General features: G+C 68.2%; 13 protein-coding genes. 6 read left to right on the forward strand and 7 right to left on the reverse strand.

Annotated features, from left to right (window positions below):
• Positions 1–175: 175 nt before the first annotated feature.
• The 3 genes from C438_RS12410 (at position 176) to C438_RS12420 (ending at position 3,335) form a co-directional block, all read left to right on the forward strand.
• The gene (locus C438_RS12410) at positions 176–568 is read left to right on the forward strand and encodes a hypothetical protein (RefSeq protein ID WP_004969776.1); all 393 of its coding nucleotides are present in this window, start codon (positions 176–178) and stop codon (positions 566–568) included.
• A gap of 124 nt (positions 569–692) precedes the next feature.
• A complete protein-coding gene (locus C438_RS12415) occupies positions 693–2,162 on the forward strand; it encodes a replication factor C large subunit (RefSeq protein ID WP_004969778.1) in 1,470 nt (489 codons plus the stop codon).
• Between the two features lie 111 nt (positions 2,163–2,273).
• Positions 2,274–3,335 (forward strand): zinc-dependent alcohol dehydrogenase family protein, encoded by a 1,062-nt coding sequence (locus C438_RS12420; RefSeq protein WP_004969780.1) that lies wholly within the window; start codon positions 2,274–2,276, stop codon positions 3,333–3,335.
• Positions 3,336–3,379: 44 nt separating this feature from the next.
• On the opposite strand, the gene C438_RS12425 is transcribed toward C438_RS12420, so the two are convergent.
• From C438_RS12425 to C438_RS12445, 5 genes are all read right to left on the reverse strand, one after another.
• The gene (locus C438_RS12425) at positions 3,380–3,613 is read right to left on the reverse strand and encodes a hypothetical protein (RefSeq protein ID WP_004969781.1); all 234 of its coding nucleotides are present in this window, start codon (positions 3,611–3,613) and stop codon (positions 3,380–3,382) included.
• Positions 3,614–3,683: 70 nt separating this feature from the next.
• Entirely contained in the window at positions 3,684–4,412 is a 729-nt protein-coding gene (locus tag C438_RS12430) for an amino acid ABC transporter ATP-binding protein (protein ID WP_004969783.1), read from the reverse strand.
• Entirely contained in the window at positions 4,409–5,242 is an 834-nt protein-coding gene (locus C438_RS12435; protein WP_004969786.1) for an amino acid ABC transporter permease, read from the reverse strand. The genes C438_RS12430 and C438_RS12435 overlap by 4 nt, the downstream gene beginning before the upstream one ends.
• Positions 5,243–5,291: 49 nt before the next feature.
• On the reverse strand, positions 5,292–6,101 hold the full coding sequence (locus tag C438_RS12440) for a basic amino acid ABC transporter substrate-binding protein (protein WP_004969788.1): 810 nt from the start codon (positions 6,099–6,101) through the stop codon (positions 5,292–5,294).
• A gap of 264 nt (positions 6,102–6,365) precedes the next feature.
• Positions 6,366–7,157: a COX15/CtaA family protein gene (locus C438_RS12445; RefSeq protein ID WP_004969790.1), complete on the reverse strand. Its 792-nt coding sequence runs from the start codon at positions 7,155–7,157 to the stop codon at positions 6,366–6,368.
• 234 nt (positions 7,158–7,391) lie between these two features.
• On the opposite strand from C438_RS12445, the gene C438_RS12450 reads away from it, so the two are divergent.
• Complete coding sequence (locus tag C438_RS12450) at positions 7,392–8,498, forward strand: M24 family metallopeptidase (RefSeq protein ID WP_004969792.1); 1,107 nt, start codon at positions 7,392–7,394, stop codon at positions 8,496–8,498.
• A 131-nt stretch (positions 8,499–8,629) separates the two neighbouring features.
• The gene (locus C438_RS12455; protein ID WP_004969795.1) at positions 8,630–10,888 is read left to right on the forward strand and encodes an NADP-dependent malic enzyme; all 2,259 of its coding nucleotides are present in this window, start codon (positions 8,630–8,632) and stop codon (positions 10,886–10,888) included.
• 163 nt (positions 10,889–11,051) lie between these two features.
• On the opposite strand, the gene C438_RS12460 is transcribed toward C438_RS12455, so the two are convergent.
• Both C438_RS12460 and C438_RS12465 read right to left on the reverse strand, forming a co-directional pair.
• Positions 11,052–11,777, reverse strand: a complete 726-nt coding sequence (locus C438_RS12460; protein WP_004969797.1) for a hypothetical protein — start codon at positions 11,775–11,777, stop codon at positions 11,052–11,054.
• Between the two features lie 176 nt (positions 11,778–11,953).
• The gene (locus tag C438_RS12465; RefSeq protein ID WP_004969798.1) at positions 11,954–12,592 is read right to left on the reverse strand and encodes a hypothetical protein; all 639 of its coding nucleotides are present in this window, start codon (positions 12,590–12,592) and stop codon (positions 11,954–11,956) included.
• 115 nt (positions 12,593–12,707) lie between these two features.
• On the opposite strand from C438_RS12465, the gene C438_RS12470 reads away from it, so the two are divergent.
• A complete protein-coding gene (locus C438_RS12470) occupies positions 12,708–13,643 on the forward strand; it encodes a DMT family transporter (RefSeq protein ID WP_004969801.1) in 936 nt (311 codons plus the stop codon).
• The last annotated feature ends 14 nt before the right edge of the window (positions 13,644–13,657 follow it).

A 13,657-nucleotide genomic window follows, 5' to 3' on the forward strand; every position in this document is an offset into this window, starting at 1 on the left:
GGTTATGGAATTACTCTGCAACAATCTTTGATTCGACTTCGATCCGCCCGCACCGTGCGCGGCGTGTCGGACGCGACTACTGTCCGGTCTCGCATACACTCTCCGGCGCGAGAACCCGGAGATGCGTATTTGTGGCGGGAGCGCGTCTAGCGAGGACGGAACGGAGTGCAACGAGATGGACTGGGAGCGAACGGTGGGCGGCTACGCGCTCGTCATGGGAGCCGTGACGCTCGTCATCTGGGTGTTGACCGTCGACGGCGGCCCGGTGATGGAGCCGCGGGCCGACCCGTTTTCGCTGTTCGCGTCGCTCGTGTTGGGCGGGCTGACCGGCGTGTCGCTTCTGGCGGCGGGTGCGGGACTCGTCCGCCGGCAGTTGTGGGCGCGTCCGCTCAGTCTCGTCGCCTTCGGCCTGCTTTTCGCCGGCGTCATCGACAGCGCCGGCTACTACGCCGCGGTCGGGCGAGTCGGCGTCGTCGTGGCGCTGTTCGTCGTCTGCCTCACCACGCTCGCGGCGCTCGGGTGGTCGCTCGTCGACGCCCGGAACCGGGCGCGGCGGGCGGCGTGGTGAGTCAGCGTCTGCGTCGGCGTCTGCGTCGGTGAGCCGCCCGGAACTTCGAGCGGTTCCGGCGGCGCGTCCGGCCGGCGCGGGGCGCTCCGCAACCACTAAACGCGCCTCGGTCCTCCTTCCGGTAATGGTAGACTGGACGGAGAAGTACCGCCCATCGACGCTCTCCGAGGTCCGCGGCAACAACAAGGCCCGCGACGCCCTCGCGGAGTGGGCCAAGACGTGGGACGACCACCGGGAGGCGGTCGTCGTCCACGGGAGCCCGGGCATCGGAAAGACCTCCGCGGCCCACGCGCTCGCCGCCGACATGGGCTGGGAGACGGTCGAGTTGAACGCGTCGGACCAGCGGACCGGCGACGTCATCGAGCGCTTCGCCGGCCGCGCCGCGAAGAACGCGACGCTCGCCGGCTCGTCGACGGGCACGTCCACCCGGCAGTTGGTCATCCTCGACGAGGCCGACAACATCCACGGCAACTACGACCGCGGCGGGGCCAGCGCCGTCACCCGCCTCGTCAAGTCGTCGAGCCAGCCCATCGTCCTCATCGCCAACGAGTTCTACGACATGAGCCGCGGGCTCCGGAACGCCTGTCAGGAAATCGAGTTCCGCGACGTGTCCGCCCGCTCTATCGTCCCCGTCCTCCGCGACATCTGCCGCAAGGAGGGACTGGAGTTCGAGTCCGACGCGCTCGACCGCATCGCCGAGATGAACAGCGGCGACCTTCGCTCGGCCGTCAACGACCTGCAGGCCGTCGCCGAGGGCCGCGAGAAAATCACCGAGGAGGACGTGGTCATGGGCGACCGCGACCGCTCTGTCGGCCTGTTCGAGTTCCTCGACGCCGTCCTCAAAGAGGAGTCCGCACAGGACGCGCTGTACACCGCCTACGACGTGGACGAGACGCCCGACGACCTCACGAAGTGGGTCGAGGACAAGGTGTCGCTCGTCTACGAACCCGACGAACTCGCCCGCGCCTACGACTTCCTCGCCAACGCCGACCGCTGGCTCGGCCGCGTGCGCGCCACGCAGAACTACTCTTACTGGCGCTACGCGACCGACAACCTCGCCGCCGGCGTCGCGGCCTCCCGCGACCGGACCCGCGGCGGGTGGACCCGCTACGGCGGCGCGCCCTACCGCTCGACCCGCGACAAGACCCGCGACACCGTCGTCCGGAAAATCGCGCAGAACGGCGGCTTCAGCATGGCGACCGCCCGCCGCGAGGTCCTCCCGTACCTCTCGGCCATCACCCACCACTGCAAGCCCCGCGAACTGACCGTCGCCATGGCCGCCTACTACGAGTTCGACGAGTCGCACGTCTCCTTCGTCACCGGGAGCGGCGAGACGACGAACAAGGTCCAGTCCATCGTCGAGGACGCCGGCGAACTCCGCGAGGAACTGGTCGAGGAACACGCCGGCGGCGCGTTCGCCGGCATGGAAGGCGTGTCTATCGAGGGCGACGACGCGGCCGCCGACGGCGACGGCGACGCCACAGACGACGTGCTCGACCGCGACGCCGACGCCGACGCCGACGAGTCGGCCGAGAGCGACGACTCTGACGCCTCGACCGACGACGGGCAGTCCGGCCTCGACGACTTCTTCTGAGCGGGACTGCGCGCCGCGTTTCCGCCCTGTCTCTGCCTCGTTTCCGCCGCACCGATGCCCGGGGATTGACGCCACGCGGAGCTTTTTGGGGCCGCCCGACGAACCGCGCCTATGAGAGCCGCAGTCCTCCGCGAACACGGTGAACCGCTCGACGTGACGGAACTCCCCGACCCGACGTGCGACCCCGACGGCGTCGTCGTCGAGGTCGAGGCCTGCGGCATCTGCCGGAGCGACTGGCACTCGTGGATGGGCCACGGCGAGTGGGCCGACGACGCGGTCCCCGCCGGCCAGATTCTCGGCCACGAGCCCGCCGGCCGCGTCGTCGAGGTCGGCGACCGCGTCGAGACGATTCGAGAGGGCGACCGCGTCGCCTTGCCGTTCAACCTCGCCTGCGGCTCGTGCGGCTACTGCCAGACCGGCCACGGCAACGTCTGCACGGGCGACCATCCGCACGCCCTCGGCTTCGAACCGTCCGCGCAGGGCGCGTTCGCGGAGTTGGTACATCTCCCGTCCGCTGATTACAACGCGATTCAGCTCCCAGAGGACGTCTCGCCGACCGACGTGGCCGCGCTCGGCTGTCGGTTCATGACGGCCTACAACGCCCTCGACGCCCGCGCCGGCCTCCGCGCGGGCCAGTGGGTCGCCGTCCACGGCTGTGGCGGCGTCGGCCTGTCGGCGATTCAGGTGGCGAACGTCCTCGGCGCGCGCGTCGTCGCGGTCGACGTGCGCGAGTCCGCGCTCGACGCCGCGACCGACCTCGGCGCTGACGCCGTCGTCGACGGCTCCGCGGAGGACCCGGTGGACGCCATCCGGGGGCTGACCGACGGCGGGGCGCACGTCTCGCTCGACGCGCTCGGCGTCGCCGAGACCTGCCGGAACTCGGTCCGCTCGGTCCGGCCGCGGGGCTCGCACGTGCAGGTCGGCCTGACGACCGAGGCCGAAAAGGGGAACGTGTCCCTGCCGACCGACTGGATGACGAGACACGAGGTGTCGTTCCTCGGCGCGCGCGGGATGCCGCCGACGAGCGCGGACGACCTGCTGTCGCTACTCGCGTCGGACGCGGTCGACCCCGGCTCGCTCGTGACGAAGACCGTCTCGCTCGACGAGGTTCCGGAACGGCTGGCCGCGATGACCGACTACGACACCGTCGGCGTCGAAGTGATGGTCCCGTAAAAGCGGAGTTCGGCGGTTGGGACGCTCGTTGGCTCGTTGCCGGCTCAGGGCGTCGGCGTCGGCGTTCGACGCTCCTCGGACGCCTCGTCGTCCGCGAGGCCGCGCCAGACGACCTCGCCGCAGTCGGGACAGTCGAGTCGGACCGTCCGGCCGTCGCGCGTCCGCTCGGGCCACGCGTCGATGCCGGCGGCGCGGCCGCAGGTCTGACAGAAGAGGACGGCCTTGGTGCGTTCGCTATCGGGCGGTTCGTGACTGAATTCGCGGGGAGCGTAGTTCATGCCGCAGGAAGCGGCGTTTCGGGGGATAAGCTTGTTGGAAGATTCCGGGTGTGTGCCCGGCTACCCCGGCTCAGAGCAGTTTCGAGAGGAACTGCTTGCCGCGGTCGGTCTTCGGGTTCTCGAAGAACACCTCGGGCGGCGAGTCCTCGACGACGCGGCCGTCGGCCATGAGGACGATTCGGTCGCCGACCTCGCGGGCGAACCCCATCTCGTGGGTGACGACGAGCATTGTCATGCCCTCGTCGGCGAGGTCGTGCATCACGTCGAGCACTTCCCCGACGAGTTCGGGGTCGAGCGCGCTCGTGACCTCGTCGAACAGCATCACGTGGGGGTCCATGGCGAGCGCGCGGGCGATGGCGACGCGCTGTTGCTGGCCGCCGGACAGTTGGTTCGGGTAGGAGTCCGACTGCGCGCCGAGGCCGACGCGGTCGAGCAGTTCGTCGGCGCGCCGCGTGGCGTCTCCTTCTTTGAGGCCCTTGACCTTCGTCGGCGCGAGCGTCACGTTCTCCCGCGCCGTCTTGTGGGGAAAGAGGTTGAAGCTCTGGAACACCATGCCGATGCGCTGGCGCAGGCGGTTGATGTCCGCGTCCTCCGCGGAGATGGACTGGCCTTCGAGCCGAATCTCGCCGCCCTGAATCTCTTCGAGGCGGTTCGCACAGCGGAGGAGCGTCGATTTCCCGGACCCCGAGGGGCCGATGACGACGCACACTTCGCCCTCTTCGACGTCGAGGTCGACGTCCTTCAGGACGTGCGTCTCGCCGAAGTACTTGTCCACTTCGTCGAATTCGAGGAGGCTCATCGGCGGTCACCTCCCCAGTCGGAGCGGGCTTCGAGGTAACTGACGATTTTACCGAGCGGAATCGTAATCATGAGGTAGGCGATGGCGACGAGGAGGATTGGCGTCCACGGGTCGAACGTGGTCGAGTTGACGTTGCGGAACGCGCTGATGAGCTCCGGGATGGCGATGACCGTCAGGAGCGAGGTGTCCTTCACGAGGATGACCTGGTCGTTGCCGATTGCGGCGAGCGCGTTGCGCCACGCCTGCGGGAGGACGACCTCGCGCATGCCCTGCACGTAAGACATCCCGAGCGAGCGGGCGGCCTCCATCTGGCCCTCCGGGACGGCGTCGATACCGCCGCGGACGGCCTCGCCGACGTAGGCGGCGTGGTTGAGCGTCAGTCCGATAATCGCGGTCGGAATCGCCCAGTTGGAGATGGGGAACTGCCCCGGCGGCCAGAACGCCGGAATCCCGACGTAGATGACGAGCAACTGGAACAGAAGCGGCGTCCCGCGGAAGAACTCGACGTAGGCGGTCGCAACGGTGTTCGTGAACCTCGTGTTCGACACCCGACCGAGTCCGACGAAGACGCCCGCGGTGACGGAAAACAGACTCCCGACGAGGACGATACCGAGCACTCGCAGGAACGCGTTGACGAACTGCGGGTGGATAATCTCGACGAGGAGTTCGAAATCGACCTGGGTGAAGATAATCGCCGCGATGAACCCGCCGACTCCGAGCGTGAATAGTCCCGCGATGGCCGCGCCCAGCCGCCTGAGCGTTTTGTCGTTCAAGAACTGCTCTTGGTACTCACCGTCACCGGTTCGTCCCTCGGAGTAGGATTCAGCCATTGGTAGTGTTTCTCACAGTGGTGGGATAAAAAACGCGTCCTGGTTCGGCTTATCCGGAGAAGTACTCCGAGTAAATCTCGTCGTACGTGCCGTTGTCGCGGATGGTCTGGAGCGCGCCGTTGACCTCCTCGCGCAGGTCGTCGTCGTCCTGCCGGAAGCCGATGCCGTACTCCTCGACGGTGAGGGTGAGGTACGGCGGGGCGTTCTCCTTGCCCTGTTCCTCGGCGGCACCGGGACCTTCGAGGAACCGGACGTTGTCGCTCTGGTCGACGAAGGCGGCGTTGACGGTGTTGTCGTTGACGACCGCGCTGACCTGGTTGTTCCGGAGCGCGTCGAACGCGCCGGTCACCTGGTCGTAGCTCTGAATCGTCAGGTCGCCGTCGAACTCCTCTTTGAGGCTGGTCGCGGCGCTCTCGCCGGTCGTCCCCTTCTGGACGCCCACGGTGACGCCCCGGAGGTCCTCCTTCGAGGAGATATCACTGCTGTTGAGGACGATGACCGTCTGGTAGGCGGTGAAGTACGGGTCCGAGAAGTCGATCTGCTCCGCGCGGTCCTCGGTGATGGTCATCGCGGACATGATGACGCGGAAGTTCCCGTTGTTGAGCGAGGGGATGATGCTGTCGAAGCTCGTCTTCTGGAACTCGTGTTCGTAGCCGAGCTCGCCGAAGACCGCCTCGGCGATGTCGACGTCGAAGCCGACGAGTTCGCCCTCGGTCGTCTCGTACTCGAACGGCCGGTACGGGATGTCCGAGCCGATGGTAATCGTCTCGCTACTACTGCCGCCGCCGCCGAGACAGCCGGCCAGCGTGAACGCGGCCGCGGCCCCGGCGGAGCCCTTCAGAAAGGTGCGACGTTCCATAACAGCCATCAGGTAGCACAGCCCCGTATAACACTTCTTCGGTCCGTTCGTCAATTCGTTCCGATATTGACGAAAAATATCCGGGAATTGTGTGGATGGGTGGGATATATCTCTAACCGTGAAACGGATTCGCCATATCGTCGTTTTATCGGAGTAGTATGCAACTCGAATTGCGAAAGTTGTGGATATTGCCGATAGTTATCTCATTTCTTGTATTTTAGTTGTTAAACGGAGTGCGCCCCAACCCGAAGTCACGCTCCGCCGTCAGTCGGCGTCGTTCGTCGCGCCGGCCTGCGGTATCGGGAGGCCGCCGCGGACGAGGACCGCCGCGCCGACGACGAGGACGAGCGCGAGGACCGTCCCGCCGAGGTGGGCGAGTTCGAGCGCCGGCCCGTACACCTGTCGACCGGCGATGAGGAGCGCGACGACCACGACGCTCGCGGGCGCGGTGACGAATCTGAGCCGGTCGTAGGCGTCCGCCCGCGGGCCGTGAGCGGCGTTCGCCCAGAGAGTGACCGCGACGAGCGCGGCGTAGGTCGTGAGGCCGACGACGTAGTAGACGGCCTGCGTCGTCGGGCCGAAGGAGACGAACGCATGGGGCGCGAGGACGAGCATGACGGGCGCGCCGACGAGCGCCAGTCTGACCGCGTCGGCGATGCGGGGGATGCCGCGGTCGGCGAGCCCCCACGCGGCGGCGGCGACGACGGCGGTGAAGATGGAGGTCGCGACCACGTAGTGGGCGGTGAGGATGACCCACTCGTACTCGGTGACGGTGAGCGCCCCGAGGACGATTTGGAACGGGAGGATGACCGTGGCGACGACGAGCGCGTAGCGGACTCCTTTCGCGACGCCCTCGCGCCACGCCTGCACGGTCGTCCCGAGGATGAGGAAGCCGGTGAGCATGGCGACGAGGCGGTGGAACCATTCGAGGAAACTGCCCCAGTTGGCCGGGAACAGCCCGAGGAAGCCGTCGCAGAACGGCCAGCGGCCGGCGCAGGTGAGCCCAGCGCCCGCGGCGGCGGTGTACACGCCGAGGACCATCAGGACGCCGGTCATCGCGGCGGCCCCCGCGAGGAGGCGGCGAAGCCGAGGTGTCATACGCGTGGGTCAGAACCGCGCGAACTTATATCTCGTCGGTATGGTCCTCGAAGGTGTCACCGCGCGACCGCCTCGTGCGCCGGGTCCGGCCGGCCGGGTCGCGTCGGACTGGGTCGTCTCGGTCGCGTCGGACCGGTTCGTCCGGGTCGTCCGAGCCGTCCCATTCAAGTCGATTCGGTTGGACGCGCGAACATGGACGAGCGACTCGACTCCCGGGCGGACCGACTCAACGCATATCTCGCGGACCGCGACCTCGAAGCGGTCTGGTTCGCCCGACCGAACTCCTTCGCGTGGCTCCTCGGCGGCGACAACGTCGTCGACCGCGACTCGCCTTTGGGCGTCGCCGCCGCCGGCTACGACGGCGACGAGTTCCACGTCGTGACGGACAACATCGAAGCGACCCGCCTGCTCCACGAGGAAGTGCCCCACGAGGACGTCCGCGTCCACCGCTTCCAGTGGTACGAGGGGTCGCTGGCGTCCGGCGTCGAGGCGGTCTCGCCGACCCCCGCCGCCGCCGACTTCGACGTGCCCGGCTTCGCGGACGTGGACGCCGCGGCCGTCCGCCAGCCGCTTTCGGACGCCGACATCGAGGCCTACCGCGAACTCGGCCGCGACGCGGCGAGCGCGGTCGAGCGGGTCTGCCGCGAACTCGCGCCGGGCGACACCGAACACGAGGTCGCCTCCGGTCTGAAGGTCACGCTCAGCGCGATGGGCATCGAAGCGCCGGTGGTGCTCGTCGGCGGCGGGCGGCGCGCCCAGAAGTACCGCCACTACACGCCCAAACAGGAGGAACTCGGCGACTACGCCCTCGTCTCGGTGACGGCCCAGCGCGGCGGCCTCTACGCGAGTTGCACGCGGACCGTCGCGTTCGACGCGCCCGAGTGGCTCGAAACCCGCCACGAGGGCGCGATGCGGGTCGAGACCGAGGCGCTGGCGGCGACCCGGAAGGCGGCCGCGGCGGGCGGCACCGCGGGCGACGTGTTCGACGCCATCCGCGACGCCTACGACGCGGTCGGCGAGTCCGAGGAGTGGCTGAATCATCATCAGGGCGGCGCGGCAGGGTTCGCCGGCCGGGAGTGGTTCGCCGCGCCCGACGCCGACGACGAGGTCCGCGTGCCGATGGGCTACGCCTACAACCCGACCATTCAGGGCGCAAAGAGCGAGGACACCGCGCTCGTCACCGACGAGGGCGTCGAGGTGCTGACCGCGACCGGCCGCTGGCCGACCCGGACCGTGACCGACGCCGACGAGACGGTCGAACTCGAACGCCCGGAAATTCTTCACATCGAAACGGAGTAATTTTTCGAGCGGAGCGGCGTCGATTCGGCGTTCCGACCTCGCCGCCGTCCGCCGAGGGTTCGACTATTGTCGAAGTCAAAATTCGACGTTGTTGAATAGCTTTTTGCCCCCTGCGCGAGGAGGTGTGGTTCATGGGACTGGACGACGACTCACGGGAATATCACAGACAGGACCCGCCCGGAAAAATCGAAATCGCGACGACGAAGCCGACGAACACCCAACGCGACCTGAGCCTGGCGTACTCGCCGGGCGTGGCCGCGCCGTGTCTCGACATCGCGGACGACGAAGACGCCGCCTACGAGTACACCGCGAAGGGCAACCTCGTCGGCGTCGTCTCCAACGGCTCCGCCGTCCTCGGGCTGGGGAACATCGGAGCGCAGGCGTCGAAACCGGTGATGGAGGGCAAGGGCGTGCTGTTCAAGCGCTTCGCCGACATCGACGTGTTCGACGTCGAACTCGACATCACGAACGTGGACGAGTTCGTGGCGGCGACGAAGGCGATGGAGCCGACGTTCGGCGGCATCAACTTGGAGGACATCAAGGCCCCCGAGTGCTTCGAAATCGAACGACAGCTCCGCGAACAGATGGACATCCCCGTGTTCCACGACGACCAGCACGGCACGGCTATCATCTCCGGCGCGGCGCTTTTGAACGCCGCCGACGTCACCGACAAAGACCTCGACGACCTCGACATCGTCTTCTCCGGGGCGGGCGCGTCCGCGCTCGCGACGGCGCGGTTCTACGTCTCTCTCGGCGCGAAAAAGGAGAACATCACGATGTGCGACTCCTCGGGCATCATCACCGAGTCGCGCGTCGAGGAAGGTGACGTCAACAAGTACAAAGCCGAGTTCGCACAGCCGGTCGACGAGGGGTCGCTGTCGGACGCGATAGAGGGCGCGGACGTGTTCGCCGGCCTCTCGGTCGGCGGCATTGTCAGTCAGGAGATGGTGCGGTCGATGGCCGACGACCCCATCATCTTCGCCATGGCGAACCCCGACCCCGAAATCACCTACGAGGACGCGAAGGACGCCCGCGAGGACACGGTCATCATGGCGACGGGGCGCTCCGACTACCCGAATCAGGTGAACAACGTGCTCGGGTTCCCGTTCATCTTCCGCGGCGCGCTCGACGTGCGCGCGACCGAAATCAACGAGGCGATGAAGCGCGCGGCCGCCGAGGCGCTCGCCGAACTCGCCAGGCAGGACGTGCCCGACGCGGTCGTCAAGGCCTACGGCGACCACCCGCTCCAGTTCGGCCCCGACTACGTCATCCCCAAGCCGCTGGACCCCCGCGTGCTGTTCGAGGTCGCCCCCGCGGTCGCGCAGGCGGCGATGACCTCCGGCGCGGCCCGCGAGCGCCTCGACATGAACGCGTACCGCGAGCGCCTCGAAGCCCGCCTCGGGAAGTCCCGCGAGATGATGCGCGTCGTCCTCAACAAGGCGAAGTCGAACCCCAAGCGGGTCGCCCTCGCCGAGGGCGAAGACGAGAAGATGATTCGCGCCGCCTACCAGATGCAGGAGGAGGGCATCGCCGAACCCATCCTCGTCGGGAAGACGACGACGATTCTGCGGAAGGCCGAGGAGCTGGGTCTCGACTTCGACCCGACCATCGCCAACCCCCGCGACGGCGAGTGGGACCACTACGTCGACCGCCTCTACGAGCTTCGACAGCGCAAGGGCGTCACGAAGTCCGAGGCCGAGGAACTCGTCCGCCGCGACTCGAACTACTTCGCCAGCGTGATGGTCGAAGTCGGCGACGCGGACGCGATGCTGACGGGGCTGACCCACCACTACCCGTCGGCGCTCCGCCCGCCGCTCCAGATTATCGGCACCGCCGCCGACGCCAACTACGCGGCCGGCGTCTACATGATGACGTTCAAGAACCGCGTCGTCTTCTGCGCCGACACGACGGTCAACCTCGACCCCGACGAGGAGATTCTCGCGGAGATTACGAAGCACACCGCGGACCTCGCCCGCCAGTTCAACGTCGAGCCGCGCGCGGCGCTCCTCTCGTACTCCAACTTCGGGAGCGTCACGAACGAGGGGACGCGCAAGCCCCGCGACGCCGCGGCGCTCCTGCAGGGCGACCCCGAGGTCGACTTCCCGGTCGACGGCGAGATGCAGGCCGACACCGCCCTCGTCGAGGACATCCTCGAAGGCACCTACGACTTCGCGGAACTCGACGGCCCCGCGAACGTCCTCGTGTTCCCGAACCTCGAAGCGGGCAACATCGGCTACAAACTGCTCCAGCGTCTCGGCGGCGCGGAGGCCATCGGCCCGATGCTCGTCGGCATGGACAAACCGGTTCACGTCCTCCAGCGCGGCGACGAAGTCAAGGACATCGTGAACTTGGCGGCGACGGCAGTCGTGGACGCGCAGGAAGAGGAGTAAGCTCCCGAGCGGAGCGAGGGCCTTTTTGGTCCAGCTTTTTGCGGAGAGGGTGAGCGGAGCGAACCCGAACCGGAAAAAGATGGTCGTGCGACCTGGCGGCGACGGCGGTCGTGGACGCACAGGAAGAAGCGTAACGCGCAGTCCGACTCTCGATTATTCTTTTTTACCCGAACTCGACCCACGCGACGGCGACGCCCAGCCCGACCGCCGGCGGGGCCGCGTAGAGCGCGAACGTCGTCGAGTCCGGCGGCGAGAAGCACGCGGCGAAGACGACGAGACAGAGGAGCGACAGCCCTCTCGTCCGCCCGGCGAGTCGCCGGGAGAGCGCGCCGGCGCGGCGTAACCCGAGCAGGAGCGGGGCGACGGCCGCGCCGCCGCCGACCGCGACCGGGAAGAACAGTTCGAGTTCGAGCGCCGACTGGCGGGAGTCGGCCGCGACCCGGCCCCATTCGACCAGCAGGTCAGCGAGGGCCGGCGCGAACTGCCGCGCGACGAGAGTTCCGACGAGGAAGCCCGCGGCGGCGAGCGCGAGCCACCCCGAGGCGGCGCGGAGGTCGACCGCGGGGTCGCGGTCGGCGAGGGGGAGGAGCGAGACGCCGGCGGCGAGGAATCCAGCGAGCACGCCCAGTTCGAGCCGGACGATGAAAGTCGGGTCGCCGACTCCGACGACAGCTGTCGAAACACCGGGTGTCAGAGAGATACCGGCAGTCGGCGAAACGCCGGCGGTCGGCGCGAGGAGCCCGGGGTCGCGGACGGCGGCGAAGACGAAGACGGCCGTCAAGAGGGCGGTGACGACGAGTCGGCGCGCATGGCGACGCGCGGTCACACCGAGCGGCGAGCGTCCGCGTCGCCGCGGGTCGAACGCGTCGGCGGTCTCCGTGGGGTCCATACGTCCGGCGTCGCCGCTCCGCGTTGTCAACTTTTTGACAGTGGAGTGACCGGCCGGAGACGGGACGACCGCCCGATGGTTGCGGCCCGGGAAGCGACGCCCCGGTGGGACTGCTCGCGCTCGGCGGCCCGCGCGATGGGCGGGGCGAACGGGGACGGGTCTCAGACGCCTCGCGCTCAGTCGCTCGCGCGCCCTTCGAACCGCGAGGGCGGGAGGTAGCTCACGTCCGTGCCGGAGTCGGCTTCGAACTCCGGGGGGTCAGGGAGCACACAGCGGTCGGCGCGACGGTTGACGTGTTCGTACTCGCTCGGCGCGTTCGCCAGCGGGTGCGCGGGGTTCTCGCGGCTGTCGATTCGCGCGGCGCGAAGCTCGCCGAATCCGGCGATGCGGGCCTGAATCCCCCGCCAGTGGTGTTCGCTCCCGGCGGGAACGACGATTCGCTTCGGCGACTTCCAGTCGGGGTGGTCGCCGGCGAGAACGGCGTTGTTGACGTTCGCGGCGAGGTCGTCGTGGTCGACGAGGACGCCCACGCGAGCGCCCGGCGGCGCGCGATGGGCGAGCACGTCCAGTCCGAGGTGAAGTGCGCGATACTCCGAGACGTTGTTGTCCGGCGGCACGTCAGGGAGTGCGATACGGGCGACTCGCTCGCCGTCGCGGGTCTCTATCACTGCACCGAGTCCACCGCCGTTCGGGCGGTACGACCCGTCCGTCGCGACGTAGAAGTGCCGTTGGTGCGTGCGCGGCGGGTGTGCGATGTGAGGCGTCGGCGACTCGTCGAACAAGTCCCGAAGTGTGGGACGGCCGGTCACGGCCATACGAACGTTTCGGAGATGGGACGTAATAAACGTACCCCGTATTCGGGGGGCGAGTCGGGAACCTGCGACCGGGCCGTAACGAAACGTTCAGGCACCTCCCCGGCGCACCATCGCTGTGACACGGTACCGAAACGTCGGTCTGTTCGTCGTCCTCGCCGCCGTCTGGGGGTCCGCGTTTATGGCCATCAAAGCCGGGCTGGAGTTCTTCCCGCCGGTGCTGTTCGCGGCGCTCCGGTACGACGTGGCGGGGGTCGTGATGCTCGCCTACGCGCTGTACGCCACCGACTCGCCGCTCCCGCGCGGCAGGTCCGAGTGGACCGAAATCGCCATCGGCGCGGTGTTCCTCATCGCCGCGTACCACGCGCTTCTGTTCATCGGCGAGACCGACCCCAACGTGACGAGCGCCGCCGCGGCTGTCATCGTGAGCCTCAGCCCGGTTCTCACCACCGGATTCGCGCGACTCCTGCTCCCGAGCGAGCGACTCACCGCGCTCGGCGTCGTCGGTCTCCTCCTCGGCCTCGTCGGCGTCGCGGTCCTCTCGGAGCTCGACCCGGGCAACCTCCTCGCCGGCGGCACGGTCGCGAAACTCCTCATCTTCGGTGCGGCCGCCGCGTTCGCCCTCGGCTCCGTCCTGACCCGTCGGGTCGACTCCGAGATGCCCATCGAGACGATGGAGGCGTGGTCGATGCTCCTCGGCGCGGGGCTGATGCACGTCGCGTCCGTCGGGCTCGGCGAGCGCGTCGGCTCGGTCGTTCTCAACGTCCAGTCCGTCGCCGCGCTCGCGTATCTCTCACTCGCGGCGAGCGCGCTCGGCTTCCTCATCTACTTCGACCTGCTCGCGCGGCTCGGTCCCATCGAAATCAACCTCGTCTCGTACGTCGCACCCGTCTTCGCGGCGCTCGCCGGCTGGGCGTTCCTGAGCGAGGTCCCCACCTCGTCCACGGTCGGCGGGTTCGCGCTCATCTTCCTCGGGTTCGTCCTCCTGAAGCGCGGGGCGATTCGGCGCGAACTCCGCTATCGGTTCGGTGACGGGACCGGCGCGGCCGACTGACGCACGCGGCCATA

The sequence above is a fragment of the Haloferax denitrificans ATCC 35960 genome (assembly GCF_000337795.1).
Lineage (GTDB): Archaea > Halobacteriota > Halobacteria > Halobacteriales > Haloferacaceae > Haloferax > Haloferax denitrificans.

What these genes read in the sequence shown, in the direction of transcription:
- C438_RS12465 (WP_004969798.1), bottom strand. Translation starts at nt 12,592, where the DNA reads ATGGCCGTGACCGGCCGTCCCACACTTCGGGACTTGTTCGACGAGTCG.
- C438_RS12425 (WP_004969781.1), bottom strand. Translation starts at nt 3,613, where the DNA reads ATGAACTACGCTCCCCGCGAATTCAGTCACGAACCGCCCGATAGCGAA.
- C438_RS12430 (WP_004969783.1), bottom strand. Translation starts at nt 4,412, where the DNA reads ATGAGCCTCCTCGAATTCGACGAAGTGGACAAGTACTTCGGCGAGACG.
- C438_RS12460 (WP_004969797.1), bottom strand. Translation starts at nt 11,777, where the DNA reads ATGGACCCCACGGAGACCGCCGACGCGTTCGACCCGCGGCGACGCGGA.
- C438_RS12445 (WP_004969790.1), bottom strand. Translation starts at nt 7,157, where the DNA reads ATGACCGGCGTCCTGATGGTCCTCGGCGTGTACACCGCCGCCGCGGGC.
- C438_RS12440 (WP_004969788.1), bottom strand. Translation starts at nt 6,101, where the DNA reads ATGGAACGTCGCACCTTTCTGAAGGGCTCCGCCGGGGCCGCGGCCGCG.
- C438_RS12415 (WP_004969778.1), top strand. Translation starts at nt 693, where the DNA reads ATGGTAGACTGGACGGAGAAGTACCGCCCATCGACGCTCTCCGAGGTC.
- C438_RS12455 (WP_004969795.1), top strand. Translation starts at nt 8,630, where the DNA reads ATGGGACTGGACGACGACTCACGGGAATATCACAGACAGGACCCGCCC.
- C438_RS12450 (WP_004969792.1), top strand. Translation starts at nt 7,392, where the DNA reads ATGGACGAGCGACTCGACTCCCGGGCGGACCGACTCAACGCATATCTC.
- C438_RS12435 (WP_004969786.1), bottom strand. Translation starts at nt 5,242, where the DNA reads ATGGCTGAATCCTACTCCGAGGGACGAACCGGTGACGGTGAGTACCAA.
- C438_RS12410 (WP_004969776.1), top strand. Translation starts at nt 176, where the DNA reads ATGGACTGGGAGCGAACGGTGGGCGGCTACGCGCTCGTCATGGGAGCC.
- C438_RS12420 (WP_004969780.1), top strand. Translation starts at nt 2,274, where the DNA reads ATGAGAGCCGCAGTCCTCCGCGAACACGGTGAACCGCTCGACGTGACG.